Here is an 18518-nt window from a genome sequence, read left to right on the forward strand (position 1 = left end):
CCCAAAGGAGAACCAATGAGACAATCAACCGTCACCCCCGAGCTAACAGGAGAAGCAGAACAGGAGCTTCCTTCCGAAAGCTACGTGCCCAAGGCCATGCCACCCGTTTTGGGGACCTTCGACCTCACAGCCGTCTGCGTCTTGGGCATGCTCTATCTAACGAACTCGACCACCGCCGCGAGCAGTGGTGCGGCGGCGTTGCTTCTCTGGTTCCTCGGAGGCGTCTTTTACTTCCTGCCATCCGTGATCGTCTCAGCTCAGCTCGGTGTGCTGTTTCCTCACGATGGTAGCCTTTACAGCTGGACCCACCACGCTCTTGGTCGCTATTGGAGCTTCCTCATCGGTTTCTGCTGGTGGTTGCCAGGTCCTCTGCTCATCGTGACGTCTGCTGCTACAATGATTAGCTACCTCCAGGGGCTGAACCATAGCTGGTTGACTGAACCCTGGCAACAAGGACTGGCGATTCTGGCCCTGATCGCTCTCTCGGGCCTCCTCGCCAGCCGCCGCCTGCGTACCGCCCAAAACCTCGTCAATGTCGGCTTCTGTGCCAGCTTGCTCAGCATTCTCCTCATCAGCAGCGCTGGAGCTATCTGGTTGGTGCGTGGCCACCAGCCAGCTACCAGCTTCCGTACACTCTCCGACTGGATACCTACCCTGGCGCACCTGAGTCTCTTCGGCCTGATCTGCGGGGCCTATGGAGGGGCCGCAATGCCGCTGAATATGGGAGCAGAAATTTACGAGCGCGAGGCCATTCCGGGCTACCTGCGCTGGAGCACCCTGGTCGTGCTCTTCGGCTACCTGGCCAGTACGCTCACCCTCTTGCTTGTGCAGGGGCCTGCCACCACCTCCAACCCCTTCGCCCTGATCACGGTGGTAGATAGCGTTCTGGGAAAGGTGGCGGGCAACATCACAGTGGTGGCGCTCCTCTTCGCTTACTTAATGGCCGCTACGGCGTATAATTACTCGTTCGCTCGCCTGCTCTTCGTGGGAAGCATCGATCAGCGCCTGCCCGGACGCCTTGGCCGGCTTAACCGCGAGCGCGTGCCGACCAGCGCCATCGCTCTCCAGACGACGATCGCTGCGCTCTTGGCCCTGCTGATCTTTCTTGCCATCCCCTATATTCTCTTCTTCGCCGACGCCCGCAATTTCTCGCTGATCTTCTATAACGTCAGCATTGCCTCAGTAGGGACTGTCTGGCAGACGATCCTGGTCTTCGTCTACGTCGACCTTGCGCTCCTCCTGCTCAAGCGAGGGGAGCAGGTGCTGCCCAGACTGATCATGCCGCGCTGGCTGCTCTGGCCAGCCATTGTCATCGGCCCGCTGGCCTCCCTGATCTCGGTCGTCTCCTCGCTGCTGGTCTCCTGGATTCCCCAGCAGCTCGACAACGCCCACTGGCAATACAGTGTCATCGCCCTGACGAGCATCATGCTCGTCGCCGCCCTCATCGGCAGCCTCTACGCGAGTAGCCAGACCAGCTGGCAGCGCATGAGAATAACGGGATCGTAGATCAGCCAGCCTCGTTCGTCCCCCTGCAGGCGCCTGATCACCTGGCCTTGTCGCTGGGCTGAGCGGTCAGGCGCCCATCTTTGCCGTGTTTCTTCTGCGCCTCCGCTCGCTTCGTCCGATCACGAGCAGGGCGGCAGACTGTGCTTGTCATCAAGGGCCATCTCTCTGGGAAGAGAAGACCAGGCAGGCTTCTGGAGCTTATTCGGAGCGCTCGCCAGGACGGAGGAAGCGCGGAGGTCGCTTTTCTAGAAAGGCCTGCATTCCCTCCTGGGCATCGGGCAGCTGGGAGCTGGCCGCCATCACCTCCAGCGCGTAGGCATAAGCCTGGGGCTGCGGCAAATCGATCTGCGCATAGAACGCCTGCTTGCCGAGACCCTTCGAGATAAAGCTGCCGCGAGTCGCGGCCTCTAACAAGCGCTGGGCCTCCTCCACCAGGCACTCGGGCGGCACAACACGATTCACTAGCCCCCATTCATAGGCTGTCTGCGCATCGATCGGCTCACCAGTCAGCAGCATCTCCAGGGCCCGCTTGCGCCCGATATTGCGGCTGACTGCCACCATCGGCGTGGTGCAGAACCAGCCCCCTTTCCCGCCAGGCGTCGCAAACTTCGCCTCAGTCGAGGCCACCGCCAGATCACAGGTAGCCACGAGCTGGCAGCCGGCGGCGGTCGCAATGGCATGCACGCGCGCCAGTACGGGCTGAGGGATGGCCTGAATAGTGTTCATCAAGTGTGTACAGACTTGCAGGAGGCGGCGCATTGCTACCAGGTCTTGCCCCACCATGTCGGCAAAGTCATGGCCTGCGCTGAAGGCCGGACCATTGGCCGCCAGAATGATCCCCAGCGCGGTGCTCCCCCCCACCTCGTTAAAAGCCGCGGTCAGCTCCTCCATCATCTTGAGCGAGAGGGCATTGCGCCGCTGAGGATGATTGAGTGTAATGGTGGCGTAGTCGCCCTCATAGCGTACCTCGACCAGTTCATACTGCATGGCACAGACTCCTTTCGTCGCACTGGCTACCATTGACAGAAGCGACAATTGTCAACGACACTGCAACCCTCGTCTTGGCGGCACCTGAGCGAGCTAACCAGGAAGGCACAGAGCGAACTGCCCGCACGACTCAGGCCGGCAACTGGCCTGCCAGCGCCTGCACATAACGCTCAGCCGAGCGCATGACTGCCGCGTGGGCCCCGGACAAGACCACACGCTCAAACCAGGCCCCATAGAGGCGCTCGAAGCGATACGGGGCAATGGCGGCGCGGATACGCTCCACTTCGAAAGCAGGCAGCGGAATCAGATTGGGGTAGCTATACATAAAGCTGACCCAGCGCCGGTCGGCCACCACCTGGATGATATCGCCACTGAGCAGCGCCCCCCGACCCTCGGCCCCATCAGGCCAGTAGAGGACCGTGCCCCCAGGGAAATGGCCTCCCAGGCGTATGAGCGTCACCCCACCGAACAGATCAAGCCGCTCCCCCGACCAGAAGACCAGAAGCTCAGAGGAGCGCATCACCCAGCGCTGGTCGGCGGCATGCAGGTAGACAGGAACCGAGAAGCGCTCAGCCCACTCCACCATACTGCTATAGTAGTGTGGATGCGAGATAGCAATGGCCCGTAAACCGCCAAGAGCCTGAACCTGCTCAACCGTCTCCTCATCAAGGAAGGAAATGCAGTCCCAGAGAAGATTGCCTTCGGTGCTTTGCACCAGCAAGGCACGCTGCCCAATGGCAAAAGCCGGCTCGCTGCCAATGCCGATCAGGCGCGGCTCATGCTCCTTAAAGACGTTGCGCAGGCCGCTGGCCCGCAGCTCAGCCAGGGTCGTCCAACGCTGGCCCTCATAGCCCACGTATTGTCGCTGATCAAGACAGATGGGGCACTCACGAGGTGGCTCCGCACTGGGAGCGAACTGGGTACCACAGGCGACACAGATCCAAAGCTCCATTACTCTCGTGACTCCTCGAACTAGCTGGGCCAGTGGTCAACAAGATGGGCCAGTAACACTAACAACTTCCCCGAGGCAAACAGACAGGCTCTGCTTCCCCACCGGCGCAGGCCAGGCATGGATACAGGCCAAACCGCAGGGCGTCTGCCCGGCCCGGTCACCTGGCCAGCAACATCATATCACCCGTGGAGCAGGACTTCCAACCAGGGACCCGGGGAGAGGCGACGAGCGATGACTGCAAGGAAGAGGGGTTTTGCAGTGGGATTGTGCTTCAGTGAGATAGTATATTATTCCACTATAAAAATCAGCCAGGGCGATGACCAGCGATCAGCTGCAGGTAATGCAGATACGAGGATCGCTGGCCTCGCCCTGATTACACGCCCGCATGAGATGAGCGAGCGATAATCTCGTATCAAAGGTGCGCGCTGTAAGTCTTGCGCTCGCTTCTCTCCCGGTCAGGGCCAGGCAGAAACGAGCCGGCGGCGTGCCGGTCATGCCACACCGGCAGGACGCCAGAGCGTGCCTTACACGTTAGTTGAGTTCATAACCTTATTGAGCGTGGTTCTCTTGATGCGATAGCAATGGCGACGACCCTTATGGGGTAGCAACACAGCATCAAGGACACCGTGTTTTACCCAACGGCGCACGGTAGTCGCATCAACGCGCAAGACTCTGGCAACCTCGCTAATGGTCAGTAGTTCCTCCATGATCTGTCCTTTCTTTGTAGAATGTCGTGCCGGGTGCCCGAGAGCTTCTCTCCCCCTTACCCCCTCGGGCACAGCGTACCCCTCTTCTGGTATCGGCAGGGGTGCTACTCTTGCAGGCACTTCCTGCTTTGCTGAATATACCATTCCCCATTTACAATTGTCAATACCAATTGCATAGTCTGTAGGAAGAAATTTCTGTACAGAAGTCACATAATTCACCCGCGGAGAGTGGACAGGATCGACAAGGTAGGGGAGAGTAGGCTATAATTGGATGGCAGTCTCACAGAAATGGGGCAGAAGCCATGCAAGAACCCAGAACCTGGCGCGAATTCCTCGCTGCTGTTATTCGGGATACCAAAGAGAAACAGCGCATCGCCAACGAAATGGGCGTCGACCCGGTCACGCTCACTCGCTGGGCGACGCATGAATCGTCGCCCCGGCCACGCTCGCTGCTCAATCGCCTGGTTGAGGCGCTGCCGCCCCATCGCGAGCAGCTGATCCAGCTGATCCGCCAGGAGTTTCCGGACGCGCTAGAGGATGACCCCGGCTCGGTCTTCATCGACCCGGTGGTGAAGGAGGTACCGCCGGTGCTCTATGCGCGCATCCTGGAAGCCCACGCCACCGTCGTGGAGAGCCTGCGCTCCTGGACGATTATGAACCTGGTGATGCAGCAGCTGATTCGTCAGCTCGATCCACAGCATATCGGGATTGCCGCCAGCATTGCCCAGTGTCAACGTCCGCTTCCTCCTCAGCAGAAGATCACCTGTCTCCGCGAGGTCTTCCTGGAGAAGAGCCAGGCCCTGACCAGTATCGCTCGCCGCGGCTACTTTCTGGGGGCCGAGTCGCTGGTGGGCTACGCTGTGACCCAGTGCCGCCCGGCAGTGGTGCAGAATCTGCAAGAGGCTTCCGACCTGGTTATTCCCCAGGCGCTGGAGAGCGAGGCCCGCAGCGCCGCCGCTTACCCCCTGCAGCGGGCGGGACAGGTGGCCGGCGCCTTGCTGATTATCAGTACGCAGCGCGACTACTTCCTGCACGGGCGGCTGGCCCTCATTCAGAACTACGCCTATCTGCTCAGTCTGGCGTTTCGCGATGATGAGTTCTATGATGTTAAAGATATTGAGCTTCGCCTGATGCCCTCTGAATCTGTCCAGAACGCTTATATGGCCACCTTCAATCAGCGTGTGAATGAATTGCTGAGCCAGGCCGAGCGACGAGGGCAGCCGCTGACACGCCGCGAGGCAGAGGAGCAGGTGATGGCTGCCTTTTTAGCTACTCCTGTGCAGCCTCCAACGGAGCAGGCCACTGAATGAGCGTCGTTCGCTCAGCGCGTGCCACGTCTCAGGGAAGAAAAGAAAGGATCGCATGGGCTATGTTGACCGGTCTCCAGCAGGTTGAGGCGCTCTTGAACAGCAGTGGCACCTACATTATCGATGCGGAAAATACGGCTGAGCTGGCTCGCCTGCTGCATCACGGCCAGCTGGTCACCCAGGCGATGGGCGGCCCACTGCCAGAGCTGACGGATGTCTCGGGCCTGCAGGACGTTCTCGATGTGGCTTGCGGCCCCGGCGGCTGGGCCTTGGAGTTGGCTGAATCCTATCACCATCTGCGCGTAGTCGGCATCGATATCAGTCAGCGAATGATCGAGTTTGCCCGAACACTGGCCGCAACTCAGCAGCTGACGAACGTCTCTTTTCAGGTCATGGATGCCTTAAAACCTTTGGCCTTTAAGGACGAAAGCTTCGATTTGATCAATGCTCGCTTCATCTCAACCTTTATGCCTGCCCGCTCCTGGCCTGCTTTTCTTCAGGAGTGCCTGCGCATCTGCCGCCCCGGCGGCATTATCCGCCTGACGGAGGCCGATCTGCCAATCTGCAATAAACCGGCTTGTGAGGAGCTGTCTCTCTTGCTGGCCCTCGGACTGACACGTGCTGGCTATACTTTCTCGGAGACACGGCACCACCTCGATGTGTTGCCTATGCTGGAGCGCTTACTGCGCGATGCCGGCTGTGTTTCGATCCAGATGCGCGCCTACGCCGAGACTATTTCCTCCGGCACCCCTCGCTATGAGGATTGGTATCAGAATGGTCTTGTCTCCCTGAAACTGCTTGAGCCGTTTTATCTGAAGGTGGTCGGCTTGAGCCGGGAGACGTTCAATCGCCTCTATGAGCAGGCACGCGCTGAGGCCGCGGATGAGAGCTTCTGCGGCCTGCAGTTCTTTCTAACGGTCTGGGGTTATAAGCCGCGGAGCTAGTGCTCATGGCCCGCTACATAGGCACGGATGCTGGACAACCGCGCCAAACGCCGATAGGCATGGTTGCGCAGTGCAACGCGCTGTTCATGTTGCCGCCGGTCTTCCGGCCAGTCACGATAGCGGCTGAGATCGATGCCTTGCTTCAAAAAGGCATGCTGGAGTGTTGTTGGCTCCTCATCAAAGCTCATCAATTCAGCCAGGTCGATGAGAAGGGCGCGCCGCTGCCCCTGGGGAAAGTGCTCTACTTCGCGAGCAACGATGGTAAACAGCTCTTGTTGATAGATCCCTTCCAGGGCCTGGTCCGCTGGTTCTCTTTCTTCTGTCTCTTTGAGCACCGGCAAGTATTCCCCACCAGTGTGGATCAGACGTCGCTCGCGCCGGTAGAGGTCCAGACAACAGTTGTAGGCAATGGTGAACAGCATGTGCTCTGGCGAACGCGCCGGCTCGATCTCACCACGCTCGACGCGCGGTTGACGCTCGATGAAGCGCCTGATACTCTCTTGGACGATGTCTTCAGCCAGGTCCTCTTCTTGACCGCGCCAGGCAGCAACGCTGTAGTGCGCAATCAGCCGCCGTACCAGGCGACGCAGCCTGACATAGATCTCTTCCCAGTTCAGCGCCAACAGGTGTGGACTGCCCATCTGTTCTTCTCCTCCCGGCAAGCAAGTTTGAGCGCCACTCGCTTGCCTGGATCTCTGAAATGACCATACAGGCAAAAAGATTTTTATGATACTGATATGTATTGGATTTGTTTTTATGCTTGTGTAAAAGATAGCAGGAAAAAGATTGCAGAAAAACCCAAAACCGACGACATTTCGGCCTCTCTTAGCGGCTATTGGCTGGACATTCTGAGGCCAGTGAGGCGACAGAGTCCGAGGGAGAGAGGGCTAACCGGGGCGGGGTGATTATGGGACGCGAGCACAGTCCAAGCCCGTTCAAGAGAGGATGGCATGTGTAGCGAGCCAGGAAGCAGAGAAAGAGAAGAGGAGGAGCGCGTGCACGCGGCCTCGGCTCAAACTGCGGGCTGGCGACGGGATAAGCGAGAAGCCGCCAGGCTTGAGACGAGAGGGGAACTTGCCATGCTTCGGATCACATTTCATCAGCAGCTCAGGCGCGAGCGACAGCGCCGTGGCTGGTCGCAGGAGGATCTTGCCGAGCGCCTTGGTTCGGATAAGAAGACGGTGCAGCGCTGGGAGGCTGGCGAGGGCCTGCCTCGTCCCTCTCTGTTGCGTAAGCTGTGCGAGGTGTTGGAGAAGAGTCCCGAGGAGCTGGGGCTGGTCGAGCAGTTGCGGACGAATTGGGGAGCGAAACCAGCTACTTCCCACTTTTTCGGTCGCACTCAGGAGTTGCGTACGCTGCGGCAATGGTTTACAGAGGGCCGTTTGATTGCGGTTTGCGGTCTTGGGGGCATTGGGAAGACGACCCTTGTCGCGCGTCTGGCCGAAGAGGTTGAAAGCGAGATCGAGTATGGTTACTGGTGTTCATTGCGCAGCGCGCCACCGCTGAGCCAGGTGCTGAAGGAGTGGTTACTCTTCTTTTCTAATCAGCAGCTGAGTGCCCCGCCGTCTTCAGGGGAGGAGCAGGTGTCGCTCTTGATGGAGCTGTTCCGCCAGCATCGCTGTTTGCTGGTGCTCGATAATTTCGATGCCCTCTTGCAGAGTGGTCAGCGGGCTGGGGCCTATCGTTCCGAGTACGAGGGCTACGGGCGCCTCTTAGAGCGCCTGGGCACTGAGGAACACCAAAGCGTGGTTGTGGTGACGAGCCGCGAGAAGCTGCGCGAGGTTGAGCGTTTGAAGGGCAAGAGCAGTCCGGTGCGCTCGCTGACCTTGCAGGGCCTCAACACTGAGGCCGGGCGAGCTATTCTTGAGGAAAAGGGTCTCTTTGGCAGTGTGGACGAGGTGACCACGTTGCTGCGTCGCTATGGGGGCAATCCTTTGGCGCTGCGCCTGGTGGCGGAGACGATTCGTGAGTTGTTTGCCGGCCAGATTGCGGCTTTTCTCGCTGAGAATCAGGCAGCCTTCGGCGATATTCGCGAGGTGTTGGAGGAGCAGCTTCGACGTTTGGCTCCGCGCGAACATGAGGTCCTCTCGTGGTTAGCCATCGAGCAGGAGGCGGTCGCTCTGGAAGAGCTGCGAGCCGATCTGCTGCGCCCGGAGGCTCAGCGGGAGCTGATCGAGACACTGGACTCGCTGCGCCGCCGCTCGCTGATCGAGGTCCAGGAGCAGGGCCAGTTTACTCTACAGCCGGTGATTATGGAATATGTTCAGGATGAGATGGTGCGCCGTGCCTGTCAGGATTGCCTGCAGGAGTCTTTCCAGAGCTGGGAGCAATTCGCTTTTGTGAAGGCTCAGGTGCGCGCCTATGTACGCGAGAGCCAGATACGCATGCTCCTGGCGCCCCTGGCCGAGATGTTGTGCAGCGAGGTGGGCCAGTCAGCACTCAAGGAGCGGCTCAAGCGAGCATTGGAGCGCCAACGACAGGCGCATTTCTCCCAGCGTGGCTATTTGGCCGGTAATGTGCTTCAGTTGCTGATTTATTTGCAGTGGGATCTGCGCGAGTTTGATTTCTCAGGGCTGACGATTCGCCAGGCTTATCTGCAACGGACGCGCTTGCAGGAGGTGAATTTCGCCTTTGCCCACTTTGTGGCCACGGTTTTTCAGAGTACGCTGACCAATGTTTTGGTCAGTGCCTTCAGCCCCGATGGGCAGCGACTGGCTGTGGGAACGGCGAGCGGCGAGATTCGTTTGTACAATGGCGATTGCGAGCATTTGCTCCAACAGTTGGAGGGCCATACTGATGGGGTCTGGGCCCTGGCCTTTACCCATGATGGGCGGCGGCTGGTCAGCGGGAGCGATGACCGAACGCTGCGCCTCTGGGACCTGGAGACCGGTCGTTGTCTGAGGGTGTTGGAGGGACACGCCAATCGGGTGCGGGCCTTAACGCTCAGTCCCGATGATGGCCTGTTGGTGAGCGGGAGCGATGACCAGACCTTGCGTCTCTGGGATCTAGAGGCCGGGCAGTGTCTGCGCGTTTTGGGAGGACATCAGGGGCGGGTCTGGGCAGTCGCGCTGAGTCCCGATGGTCAGTGGTTGGCCAGCGGCGATGGCGCGGGTACGCTGCGGCTCTGGCGCTTGCCAGGCTGGGAGGAGCCTTTGTATGTGCTGCAGGGACATCGCGATCAGGTGCGCTCGCTCGCCTTTGGGGCTGGCGGAACGTTGCTGGCTAGCGGCAGCGACGATGGCACGCTGCGTCTATGGGAAGTGGCGAGCGGGACGGAACGCGTCGTCTTGCGCGGCCATAGCAATCGCGTCTGGACGGTGGCCTTTAGCCCCGATGGTCAGTGGCTGGCCAGCGGCAGCGAGGATACGACTGTCCGCCTCTGGCGGACGCAGACGGGGGAGCAGGTCGCTACGCTGATGGGCCATACTCATGGCGTGCGCACGGTCAGCTTTCACCCTGCGAACAGGCGGTCCTGGCTGGTGAGCGGAGGCGATGATCAGACGATCTGCCTGTGGGACTGGGCCAGGAAACATGTGTTAACGCGCCTGCACGGCTATACACGCCGTATTCGGTCGCTGGCATTCAGCCCGGCGGGCCGCTGGCTGGCGGCGGCTTATGAGGGAGAAGGTATCGCGATCTGGGACTGGACCAGCGGGCGCCTGTCGCGGCTACTTCATAAGTCACGGCATGAACCACTGAGCCTGGCCTTCAGTCCCGATGGTCAGTGGCTGGCCAGCGGCGGACAAGATGAAGTGATCTGGCTCTGGTCGATGCCCGAGGGCCGGATACAACGACGCTTCGCCGGCCATCGCGATTGGGTGCACAGTCTGGCGTTCAGTCCTGACGGCCACTGGCTGGCCAGCGGCAGCGAAGACGAGCTTGTGCGCCTGTGGGATCTGGTCAGCGGCCAGATGGTGCATGAGCTGCGGGCCGGCTGCTGGATTCGGGCTTTGGCTTTCAGGCCCGGGGGAGAGGCGAGCCGGAGCCTGCTGGTGAGCGGAGGCGACGATACGCTCTTGCGCCTCTGGGATGTCACCAGCGGCACCTGTGTGCGCACGTTGACAGGCCATAGCCGCCCGGTGCGCGCGCTGGCCTTCAGTCCCGATGGTCGTTTGCTCGCCAGCGGGGCCGAGGATAGCCAGGTGCTGCTCTGGGACCTCGAGAGCGAGCGACCAGCGCAGCGACTCCAGGGGCATGGCGGACGAGTGCGCTGCGTGGCTTTTAGCGGCGATGGTCAGTGGCTGGCCAGCAGTGGCGATGATCTGAGGCTCTGCCTCTGGCAGCACGATGGCAGGTTGCGCCACACGCTCAAGAGCGGTCACGAGTATATGGTGCGCGCGCTTGGCTTCGCCCCCGCTGAGGCCGGCCTCCTGCTCGCCAGCGGCGGCAACGAGGGAGAGATCCGACTCTGGCAGGCCGAAACCGGACAGCTGGAGGGCATTCTTAGCCTGCCTCGCCCTTATGAGGGGATGAATATCCAGGGAGTGCAGGGCCTGAGCGCCCTGGAAAGGCAGGCCCTGCTGGCTCTGGGCGCCGTTGAAGACAGGCACCCAGAAAGAACTGCCTCTTGAGGGAGCTTCTCGCTCGCTCACTCTCTAGATCTGCGGCCCCTCACTATTGGCAAGGCGACGCGCACGCTCACGCTCTTTGAGCTGACGGCGCAGGATCTTGCCCGAGGGCACGCGCGGTATAGCCTCGATGTATTCCACTTGATGCAGTTTTTTGTAGCCCGCTACCTTGCTGTTGACAAAGGCCATCAGCTCTTCGGGCGTGATCATCTGGCCGGGACGGAGGACAACAAAGGCTTTGGGAATCTCTCCGGCTTCAGGATCACCAACCCCAATGACGGCAGCATCCAGTACGGCAGGATGCTCTAGCAGGACGGCCTCAATCTCGGCAGGGGCAATGCTGAAGGCTTTGTATTTGATCATTTCCTTCTTGCGATCTACAATATAGAGGTAGCCGTCAGCATCGATGTGGCCGATATCGCCGGTGTAGAGCCAGCCATTGCGCAGCACCCGCGCCGTTTCAGCCGGGTCTTTCCAGTACCCGAGCATGACCTGGGGACCACGCACTATGATCTCGCCATCCTCTCCAACTGGCAGCTCGCGCTCGCCGGTCTCGATGTCGACAATTTTCTGCTCGGTATCGTAGACGGGCAGGCCGCCGCTGGCCGGGCGAATGCGCGCGGGATCAAGCGGGGAGAAGTGCGTATCGGGCGAGGTCTCCGTCAGGCCATAAGCCTGGATGACGTTGATGCCAGTACGCTCGTGAAGCCGGGTGGCCAGCTCGGGCGCTAAGGGAGCGGCGGCAGACATCAGGTATTTGACAGTCCTTAGTCTGGCAAGCTGCTCGTCGCTGGCATTCAGGAGTGTCTGGACAATCGGCGGAACGGCAAAGAACCAGGTGACGGCCTGCTGCTCGCAGAGGGCCAGGGCCGCCTCTAGGTCGAAGCGCTCCATGAGGATCTGCCTGGCACCCGCGATGAGGAAGGTGCCGGTCAGCAGGACGCCATAGATATGATAGAGGGGAAGAAAGATCAGGGTGGCATCGGCAGGCGAGAGGTTGGCCGCGGTCACGACCTGGAGATGGTTGCAAACCAGGTTGCGATGTGAGAGCATGACGCCTCGCGGCAGGCCGGTGGTACCCGACGAGTAGGGTAGGGCCAGCAGATCATCGGGCGCGATGTCAACAGGCACGGGCCGGCGCGGCGAGGATTCGCGCAGGAGACGGGCGAAGGGAATGGCCTGGGGCAGCGCTTCAGGGACCTGGGCCCCAGTGACGATGATATGGCGCAGCGTCGGGAAGGTCTGCCCTTCGAGGGCGCTTTTGAGGATGGGCACCAGCTCACGCTGGACAAGGATGGCACACGCTTCGCTGTTCCCTAGCTGGTAGGCGATTTCTCGCTCTTTGTAGGAGGGGTTCATCGGGCTGATAACAGCACCGATGGAGGAGGCCGCCAGGAAGGTGATGGTGTATTCGGGACGGTTGAAGGTGAAGAGGCCAATGATGTCCCCTTTGCCCAGACCAAGCGCGCGTAGACCGTTGGCCAGGCTGTTGGTCATGGCAATGACTTCGCAGTAAGTCAGGCTGAGGTTGTGGTAGATGATGGCGGGCCGCTCGGGTTGCCGCTCCGCTACAGCGCGGACGAGGGTGTCATAGGGAACTTCGGGATAGCCCAACGGCGGGCGAAAGAGTTCGGGAGCAATCTGTTTGTCGACCATGCCTGAAGTCCTTTCTTCAAAGGCCCAAAGAACGTCGCTCCATTGCTTATGAGCATAACTTGCCCGCCAGCACCGGTCAAGAGAGGTCTGGCTCTCCTTTGGCAGGCGCTCCTTTGGCAGGCGCTCATTTTGAATAGCAGCAGGGCTTTCCCTCTCTCGACAAGGCGAAGAGAGAAGCAGTCAATCGACGTTTCCGACGACACGACTGAGGTGGCGTTGCCAAGCGTAGCAGAGAGGAGGACCTGGAGAGGGAATAGATCTGCCTGGCCGGGTTGATCTGGCGAGAGATTCAGCGGCCCAATTTTTGTCTATCACTCCGTTCTGTCCTAGTGACAGGGGAGTAGAGCAGTCTCATTAGCCGAAAGAATCCGAAGGGTCTCAACTGATGTCCGCTGGCAGGGAAGAGTAAGAGAACTGGCTTTAGCAATTCTCGCTATTTGTTTCCGAGGGACTGGGTAACGATGAGCAACGATCCGAATCAGCCCTATAGTAGCTATGGACCAGAGCATGGAGAAGAGGCTACTCCTCCTCCGCCACCTCTGCGGGGAGATTACGAGCCGACTCAATACGCCGGACCTTCCCAGTACGGTTTACCCTATGATACGCCTCCGCCACCTCCACCTGTCGGCTCAGTGATGGTGACTCCCACTATCAGTCAGTACGGGGTGTCCTATGGATTGCCACCTCAACCACCACGCCGCTCTTTACGCTGGCTCTGGATCACGCTGGCCATCGTGGCGGGCGTGGTGATACTGGCCTGCGGTAGCTGCGTTCTGGTGGGCGTTATTGCCGCTCTCACGGCCAGCCCCGATTCGACAGTGAATGACTACTATTCGGCAATCCAACAGCAAGACTACAGCGAGGCCTACTCTTATCTGGAAGCCGATACGCTGACGATTCAGGGGAAGCAGATCTCTCCAACAGAGAGCAGCTTCGCGCTGGCCGCCCAGACGATCGACCAGGGGGCTGGTACGGTGACTAACTACTCGATCACAAGTAGCAGTACTAACGGCGATACGGCAACTATTGTTGTCCATGTCACTCGTTCCAGCGGCGTGGCTTACGATGTGCATCTGCAGCTAACGAAGATCAATAGTGAGTGGAAAATTACTCAGCTAGATAATATCTAATCCTGGTCAGCCGCACGCTTAAGGCAGGCCAGCATAGCCACGAGCGCACACCTCAACATCGGCTATGGAGAGACGCGAGGAGGGAGCCGGTTATCTATGGATAGAGTGGAGCAGCCTGACCGTGAAGCCAATATCTTTATTTTTGTAGTCTGTGCTCGCGAGGATTATCGCCTCCTCTCTCGGCTCCTCCTACATATGAAATACTGGCCAGGAATCCTTCTCCGCACACCCATAGATCTGCGGCCTGGTGCTCACATGGCAAAGGAGTTACGTCAGCATATCGAGTCCGCCGATGTGCTCCTGCTGCTGATCAGCCCCGACCTGCTGGCATCGCCGACCTACGAAAGAGCCATTTCGCTAGGATTAGTGCGCGCGCAACGGGGTGAGTTACAGCTGTTCCCCATTCTTGTCCGGCCTACCTCGCTTGAGGGAACACCGCTCGCTTCTTTGCAGCTGCTCCCACGCAATGGGCGCGCGCTGAGCGAAGAAATTGCCAGAGCGCAGGCGCTACAGCAAATCGTTCATGAGGTCCTCCTGATCTGCAGAGAGCTTCGGAATCGGCGACGCATTTCGCCCTCCTCACCGGCTGCTTCTTCGGAGAGCAGGACACGCGGACTGACAGCACCAGGGCTGCCTCCCACGAGCTACCGCCTGGATGAGGTCTTCAAGCGTACGGGGCTGCCCACAGTGACCTTTGTGCCGCCTTCCATCTTCGAGCCCCTGAAGCTGGCACTTGTTGAGCCGGGGCGCGGCGTAGTCATCGAGGGGCCTTCGGGCATCGGCAAGACCACGGCGGTGCAAAAAGCTGTCCAGCAACTTGGAGAGGAGGAGATAGCTAGAGCAGAGCGACCGACGATCACTCTCCTGAGTGCCCGTGCGCCCGCTGACCGCGAACGGCTCCGTACTCTCTCGCAGTGGCATCGCGGTGTGGTGATTATCGACGATTTCCATCGCCTGGAGCCTGGCTTGCGTCAGGAGCTGGTGGACTATCTGAAGCTACTGGCGGATATCCAGCCCGAAGATCGCAAGCTTGTCATTATCGGCATTCCCGGCACGGGCCAGAGCTTCATCAGCTCCGTCTCTTTCGATATGGCTATGCGCTTCGATCGCTTCAAGATGGGCCACGCCAGCGATGAGGAGATTTTGCAACTGATCAGGCAGGGAGAGCAGGCTCTCAATGTGATTTTTGAGTGTAAGGAGGATATTCTCCGTCTGGTTGACGGTAGCTTTATTCTGGCTCAATTTCTCTGCTACTATCTTTGTATGCAACATAATATTATTAAGACGCAGCCATCACCAGTTACTATTCGGCATCGCCTTGCTAAGGCTGTTCAGAATGTGATGGAAACGCTGGAGAGAAAATTTGACCTTGCTATCAAGCAATTCGCCGTTGCAGGCGGGCCTTACGATCAAACCAGTCTTTCTCTACTGGAAGAGCTAAGCCAGAGCCGCGAGGGAGTGCTCTGGCTTTCACTTCTACAACAGCAGGAGCCAGGCCGCGCCCACGACCTGGAGCGCTTTTTCAAAGAAAGCTGGCCTCAAGCCATCGCCTCTTATCCCGATCTGGCGTATCACTTCTTCTGTGATCCCACAGTTGGCGTGCTGCTGGCGGAAGATCCGACCCTTATTTTCTACCTACGCCACTGCAATTTGGAGCAGCTGGCTTGTAAGGTCGGCAAACGCCCTGTACCAAGCAGACAGCAAATCTTTATCTGCTATGCTCGTGAAGATAAGCGGTGGCTGGAGCTTTTGCGTAGCCATCTGGCTCCTCTTGAACAGAAGGGAGTGTTCGATGTCTGGGACGATAGGCTGATCAGCGCTGGCAGCCGCTGGGAGCAGACGCTGGAGGATGCCATCTTGCGCGCGGGCGTGGCTATCGTTCTGGTCAGCGCTAAGCTTTTGGGGTCCGACTTTATCATGACTAAGCAGTTGCCAAGGCTTCTGGAGAGGGCCCGCCTGGCCGGCACCCTGATTATCCCTATCATTGTCAGCCCCTGCCTCCTCGAAGAAAGTGGGCTGCAGAGCTTCGAGCCTGCTAACGATCCCCAGGAGCCGCTTTCTACCCTGCGTCCTGCGGCCCAAGAGCAAACGCTTGTGAGCATTGCTCGCCGCATTAGGACTGCTGTGACCGAACAGTCATAGCGGCCCCAGTGGCTCTGTTAGGCTGGCTATAAAGCAGACGCTTGCTCATCCTCCTGTTATTGTTTTCCGCTGTACTGCTCACGACCACTCGCTCCTCAGTTGAGGCCGTCCTGTCCCCGCTTCCATGCCTCTGGCAACGGTGCATTAAAAATCTGTTAAAATTGATCGCATCCCTCATTTTCATTATATTCAAATTGACAGATGACGTTCATCTTTTCTAAACTCTAAGCGAAGGAGACGCACCGGTCAAGGCCGTCCGTTTTCGGCAAGAGCAAGCGATGTTTATGGCCACACCGGCTTTATTGGAAGCGTGGGCGTTTCTGTGGAGAGGCAACTCTCTCTAGTGCCAGACTGTCGAATTCTCAGATATGACTCAGGCCAGGCAGCAAGCTATAGGCGGGACCAGGCGAATCACCCATGATTCTCCCCCGAGCAGCAGAGCCTGGCTTCTCTTTTTTCAGCCGTGGTACACGAGCTGTGATTGATCGAATATAAAGCAGATATTTAGAGGCATCTTCTCATCAATTGCCCGTTCTATGCCATAGGAAGCTATCACTGTTACTCTCACGCCAGCGATTAAGGGCAGATCCAGAAGTGATTTGAAGAAGAAAGGAGATCTCGCCTATGCCCTGGTGGTTCTTCCGCCGCCGCTCTGACAACAGCTCTGGTGCTGCTGCCTCCCAGGCCGCTCCGGCTACCGCTTCTGACTGGCTGCCCGGCGAGGTCGCTCTCCCTCGCCTGCACGGCTCCCGCCGCTATCTGCAGGAACAGCCCTACCTGCTCCCCAAGGACCTGGGCGAGGCCAACCGCCTCGACTTCCAACATTATGTCTTGCGCGCCGCCCTGCGCGGCAACTATTTGGCCCCCATCGAGCAGCCGCGCCGCATCCTCGACGTCGGCTGCGGTACCGGCCAGTGGGCTTTCGAACTCGCTCAGCAGTTCCCCCAGGCCCAGGTCATCGGCTTCGACCTCGAACAGGTCAAAGCCGCTACTTCTCCACCTCCCAACTACCGTTTCGTCCAGGGGGATACGCTCAAGGGCCTCCCCTTTGATAACGACTCCTTCGACTTCGTCCATCAGCGCTTACTGGTAGGGGCTATTCCTCAACCTGCTTGGCCGGGCGCCGTCCAGGAACTCGCCCGCGTCACCGCCCCCGGCGGCTGGGTCGAACTCGTCGAGGTTGGTAGCGCCCTAGAGGATTACTCACCTTCTGGACCGGCTACTCAAGCATTCTACAGTCTCTTTGCTCAGCTTGCCGCTCTGCGCGGCCTCGATACCGAGGGTACTGTTATGCGTTCCTTAGCCCGCTACCTGGAGGAAGCTGGCCTTGTCAACATTTGCTATCAGTCCTTCATCTTCCCTTTGGGCGACTGGGGTGGACGCATCGGCTCTCTGCTAGCTTTGGACCTACGTGAACTCTGGAAAGGAGTCAGCGCTCCCATTGCCGCCCGTTTCGGTAAGTCCGAGCAGGAGGTCCTTGCCCTCATCGAGCAAGCCAGCCGCGAATGGAACGAGTTCCAGACCTCCTGCCACTTCGCTGTCGCCTACGGTCAGAAGCCCTTGCCTCGCTGAGGCTGCTTGATCCCAGCACTCAGCCGACCGGCAGCACCCTACTGATGATGACAAAGGAGGTCTTGTCTATGCCCTGGTGGCTCTTCCGTCGACGCTCTCGCAGCACCTCTGGCGCTCCGGCTCCCGCCCAGCCCTCTTCTGGCTGGCAGCTCGGTGAGGTCGCTCTCCCTCTCCTGCACGGCTCCCGCCGCTATCTGCAGGAACAGCCCTATCTGCTCCCCAAGGACCTGGGCGAGGTCAACCGCCTCGACTTCCAACACTATATCTTGCGTGCCGTGCTGCGCGGCAATTATTTAGCTCCCATCCAGCAGCCGCGCCGTATCCTCGACGTCGGCTGCGGTACCGGCCAGTGGGCTTTCGAACTCGCTCAGCAGTTCCCCCAGGCCCAGGTCATCGGCCTCGACCTCGAACAGGTCAAAGCCGCTACTTCTCCACCTCCCAACTACCGCTTCGTCCAGGGGGACATTCTGCAGGGCCTCCCCTTCGACAATGACTCCTTCGACTTCGTTCATCAGCGCCTCCTTGTTCTGGCCATTCCTCAAGCGGCCTGGCCGGACGCCGTCCAGGAACTGGTCAGGGTCACCGCCCCCGGCGGCTGGGTCGAACTCGTCGAAGCTGGCACCGCCCTGCAGGACTATCTGCCCTCTGGCCCCGCTACCCAAGAATTCTATCAGCTCGGGTCCCAGCTCGCCGCCTTGCGGAGCCTTGATGGTGAAGGCCTCGTGATGCGCTCGTTAACCCGCTACCTGGAGGAGGCCGGCCTGGTCAACATCCACTACCAGGTTCTCGACGTCCCCCTGGGCGAATGGGGTGGACGCATCGGCTCCCTCACTGCCCTGAATGTACGCGAGGGCTGGAAGGCCATCAGTGCCCCTATCGCTGCTCGTTTCGGGCGCTCGGAGCAAGATCTATTGCAGCTGATCGAACGGGCCAGCCAGGAGTGGAATGAGTTTCGCACATCTTCCCGCATGGCCGTCGCCTATGGTCAGAAGCCTTGAGCCGCTGACGCTGTCTACCCGCAGTGCTCAGCTCCTCGGCTACCCCTCA

Annotated in this window: 13 protein-coding genes; 8 read left to right on the top strand and 5 right to left on the bottom strand. The window is 59.5% G+C overall.

Annotated elements, in window-relative coordinates:
- Positions 1-15 precede the first annotated feature (15 nt).
- Positions 16-1506 (top strand): APC family permease, encoded by a 1491-nt coding sequence (locus N688_RS19235; protein WP_052890791.1) that lies wholly within the window; start codon positions 16-18, stop codon positions 1504-1506.
- Positions 1507-1704: 198 nt separating this feature from the next.
- Here the strand turns inward: N688_RS19235 and N688_RS19240 are convergent, their stop codons facing one another.
- The 3 genes from N688_RS19240 to N688_RS24075 form a co-directional block, all read right to left on the bottom strand.
- Positions 1705-2493: an enoyl-CoA hydratase-related protein gene (locus N688_RS19240; RefSeq protein ID WP_052890792.1), complete on the bottom strand. Its 789-nt coding sequence runs from the start codon at positions 2491-2493 to the stop codon at positions 1705-1707.
- A 130-nt stretch (positions 2494-2623) separates the two neighbouring features.
- Positions 2624-3445 (bottom strand): MBL fold metallo-hydrolase, encoded by an 822-nt coding sequence (locus N688_RS19245; RefSeq protein ID WP_052890793.1) that lies wholly within the window; start codon positions 3443-3445, stop codon positions 2624-2626.
- 524 nt (positions 3446-3969) lie between these two features.
- Positions 3970-4296: a helix-turn-helix domain-containing protein gene (locus tag N688_RS24075; RefSeq protein WP_420341024.1), complete on the bottom strand. Its 327-nt coding sequence runs from the start codon at positions 4294-4296 to the stop codon at positions 3970-3972.
- Positions 4297-4454: 158 nt separating this feature from the next.
- Here N688_RS24075 and N688_RS19255 point away from each other — a divergent pair, with 158 nt between their 5' ends.
- Entirely contained in the window at positions 4455-5462 is a 1008-nt protein-coding gene (locus N688_RS19255) for a GAF domain-containing protein (RefSeq protein WP_052890795.1), read from the top strand.
- 59 nt (positions 5463-5521) lie between these two features.
- On the top strand, positions 5522-6403 hold the full coding sequence (locus tag N688_RS19260; protein WP_052890796.1) for a class I SAM-dependent methyltransferase: 882 nt from the start codon (positions 5522-5524) through the stop codon (positions 6401-6403).
- On the opposite strand, the gene N688_RS19265 is transcribed toward N688_RS19260, so the two are convergent.
- Positions 6400-7044, bottom strand: coding sequence for an RNA polymerase sigma factor (locus N688_RS19265; RefSeq protein WP_052890797.1), 645 nt, complete (start codon positions 7042-7044; stop codon positions 6400-6402). The two genes, N688_RS19260 and N688_RS19265, sit on opposite strands and share 4 nt — an antisense overlap.
- Positions 7045-7482: 438 nt before the next feature.
- On the opposite strand from N688_RS19265, the gene N688_RS19270 reads away from it, so the two are divergent.
- Entirely contained in the window at positions 7483-10974 is a 3492-nt protein-coding gene (locus tag N688_RS19270; RefSeq protein ID WP_052890798.1) for a WD40 domain-containing protein, read from the top strand.
- Between the two features lie 24 nt (positions 10975-10998).
- On the opposite strand, the gene N688_RS19275 is transcribed toward N688_RS19270, so the two are convergent.
- Entirely contained in the window at positions 10999-12627 is a 1629-nt protein-coding gene (locus N688_RS19275) for a class I adenylate-forming enzyme family protein (RefSeq protein WP_052890799.1), read from the bottom strand.
- A gap of 461 nt (positions 12628-13088) precedes the next feature.
- Between N688_RS19275 and N688_RS19280 the strand changes: the two genes are divergently transcribed.
- From N688_RS19280 to N688_RS19300, 4 genes are all read left to right on the top strand, one after another.
- The gene (locus N688_RS19280; RefSeq protein ID WP_052890800.1) at positions 13089-13757 is read left to right on the top strand and encodes an Rv0361 family membrane protein; all 669 of its coding nucleotides are present in this window, start codon (positions 13089-13091) and stop codon (positions 13755-13757) included.
- A gap of 96 nt (positions 13758-13853) precedes the next feature.
- The gene (locus tag N688_RS19285) at positions 13854-15899 is read left to right on the top strand and encodes a TIR domain-containing protein (RefSeq protein ID WP_052890801.1); all 2046 of its coding nucleotides are present in this window, start codon (positions 13854-13856) and stop codon (positions 15897-15899) included.
- Positions 15900-16523: 624 nt separating this feature from the next.
- On the top strand, positions 16524-17471 hold the full coding sequence (locus tag N688_RS19295) for a class I SAM-dependent methyltransferase (RefSeq protein ID WP_052890803.1): 948 nt from the start codon (positions 16524-16526) through the stop codon (positions 17469-17471).
- 68 nt (positions 17472-17539) lie between these two features.
- Positions 17540-18469: a class I SAM-dependent methyltransferase gene (locus N688_RS19300; RefSeq protein WP_052890804.1), complete on the top strand. Its 930-nt coding sequence runs from the start codon at positions 17540-17542 to the stop codon at positions 18467-18469.
- Positions 18470-18518: the final 49 nt, after the last annotated feature.

It is taken from the genome of Thermogemmatispora carboxidivorans, assembly GCF_000702505.1.
Taxonomy (GTDB): Bacteria; Chloroflexota; Ktedonobacteria; order Ktedonobacterales; family Ktedonobacteraceae; genus Thermogemmatispora; species Thermogemmatispora carboxidivorans.

Bases quoted from the DNA above. Each gene is read 5' to 3' on its own strand.
- N688_RS19265 (WP_052890797.1), bottom strand. From the start codon at position 7,044: ATGGGCAGTCCACACCTGTTGGCGCTGAACTGGGAAGAGATCTATGTC.
- N688_RS19295 (WP_052890803.1), top strand. From the start codon at position 16,524: ATGCCCTGGTGGTTCTTCCGCCGCCGCTCTGACAACAGCTCTGGTGCT.
- N688_RS19255 (WP_052890795.1), top strand. From the start codon at position 4,455: ATGCAAGAACCCAGAACCTGGCGCGAATTCCTCGCTGCTGTTATTCGG.
- N688_RS19240 (WP_052890792.1), bottom strand. From the start codon at position 2,493: ATGCAGTATGAACTGGTCGAGGTACGCTATGAGGGCGACTACGCCACC.
- N688_RS19235 (WP_052890791.1), top strand. From the start codon at position 16: ATGAGACAATCAACCGTCACCCCCGAGCTAACAGGAGAAGCAGAACAG.
- N688_RS19300 (WP_052890804.1), top strand. From the start codon at position 17,540: ATGCCCTGGTGGCTCTTCCGTCGACGCTCTCGCAGCACCTCTGGCGCT.
- N688_RS19260 (WP_052890796.1), top strand. From the start codon at position 5,522: ATGTTGACCGGTCTCCAGCAGGTTGAGGCGCTCTTGAACAGCAGTGGC.
- N688_RS19280 (WP_052890800.1), top strand. From the start codon at position 13,089: ATGAGCAACGATCCGAATCAGCCCTATAGTAGCTATGGACCAGAGCAT.
- N688_RS19270 (WP_052890798.1), top strand. From the start codon at position 7,483: ATGCTTCGGATCACATTTCATCAGCAGCTCAGGCGCGAGCGACAGCGC.
- N688_RS19275 (WP_052890799.1), bottom strand. From the start codon at position 12,627: ATGGTCGACAAACAGATTGCTCCCGAACTCTTTCGCCCGCCGTTGGGC.
- N688_RS19285 (WP_052890801.1), top strand. From the start codon at position 13,854: ATGGATAGAGTGGAGCAGCCTGACCGTGAAGCCAATATCTTTATTTTT.
- N688_RS19245 (WP_052890793.1), bottom strand. From the start codon at position 3,445: ATGGAGCTTTGGATCTGTGTCGCCTGTGGTACCCAGTTCGCTCCCAGT.
- N688_RS24075 (WP_420341024.1), bottom strand. From the start codon at position 4,296: ATGGTATATTCAGCAAAGCAGGAAGTGCCTGCAAGAGTAGCACCCCTG.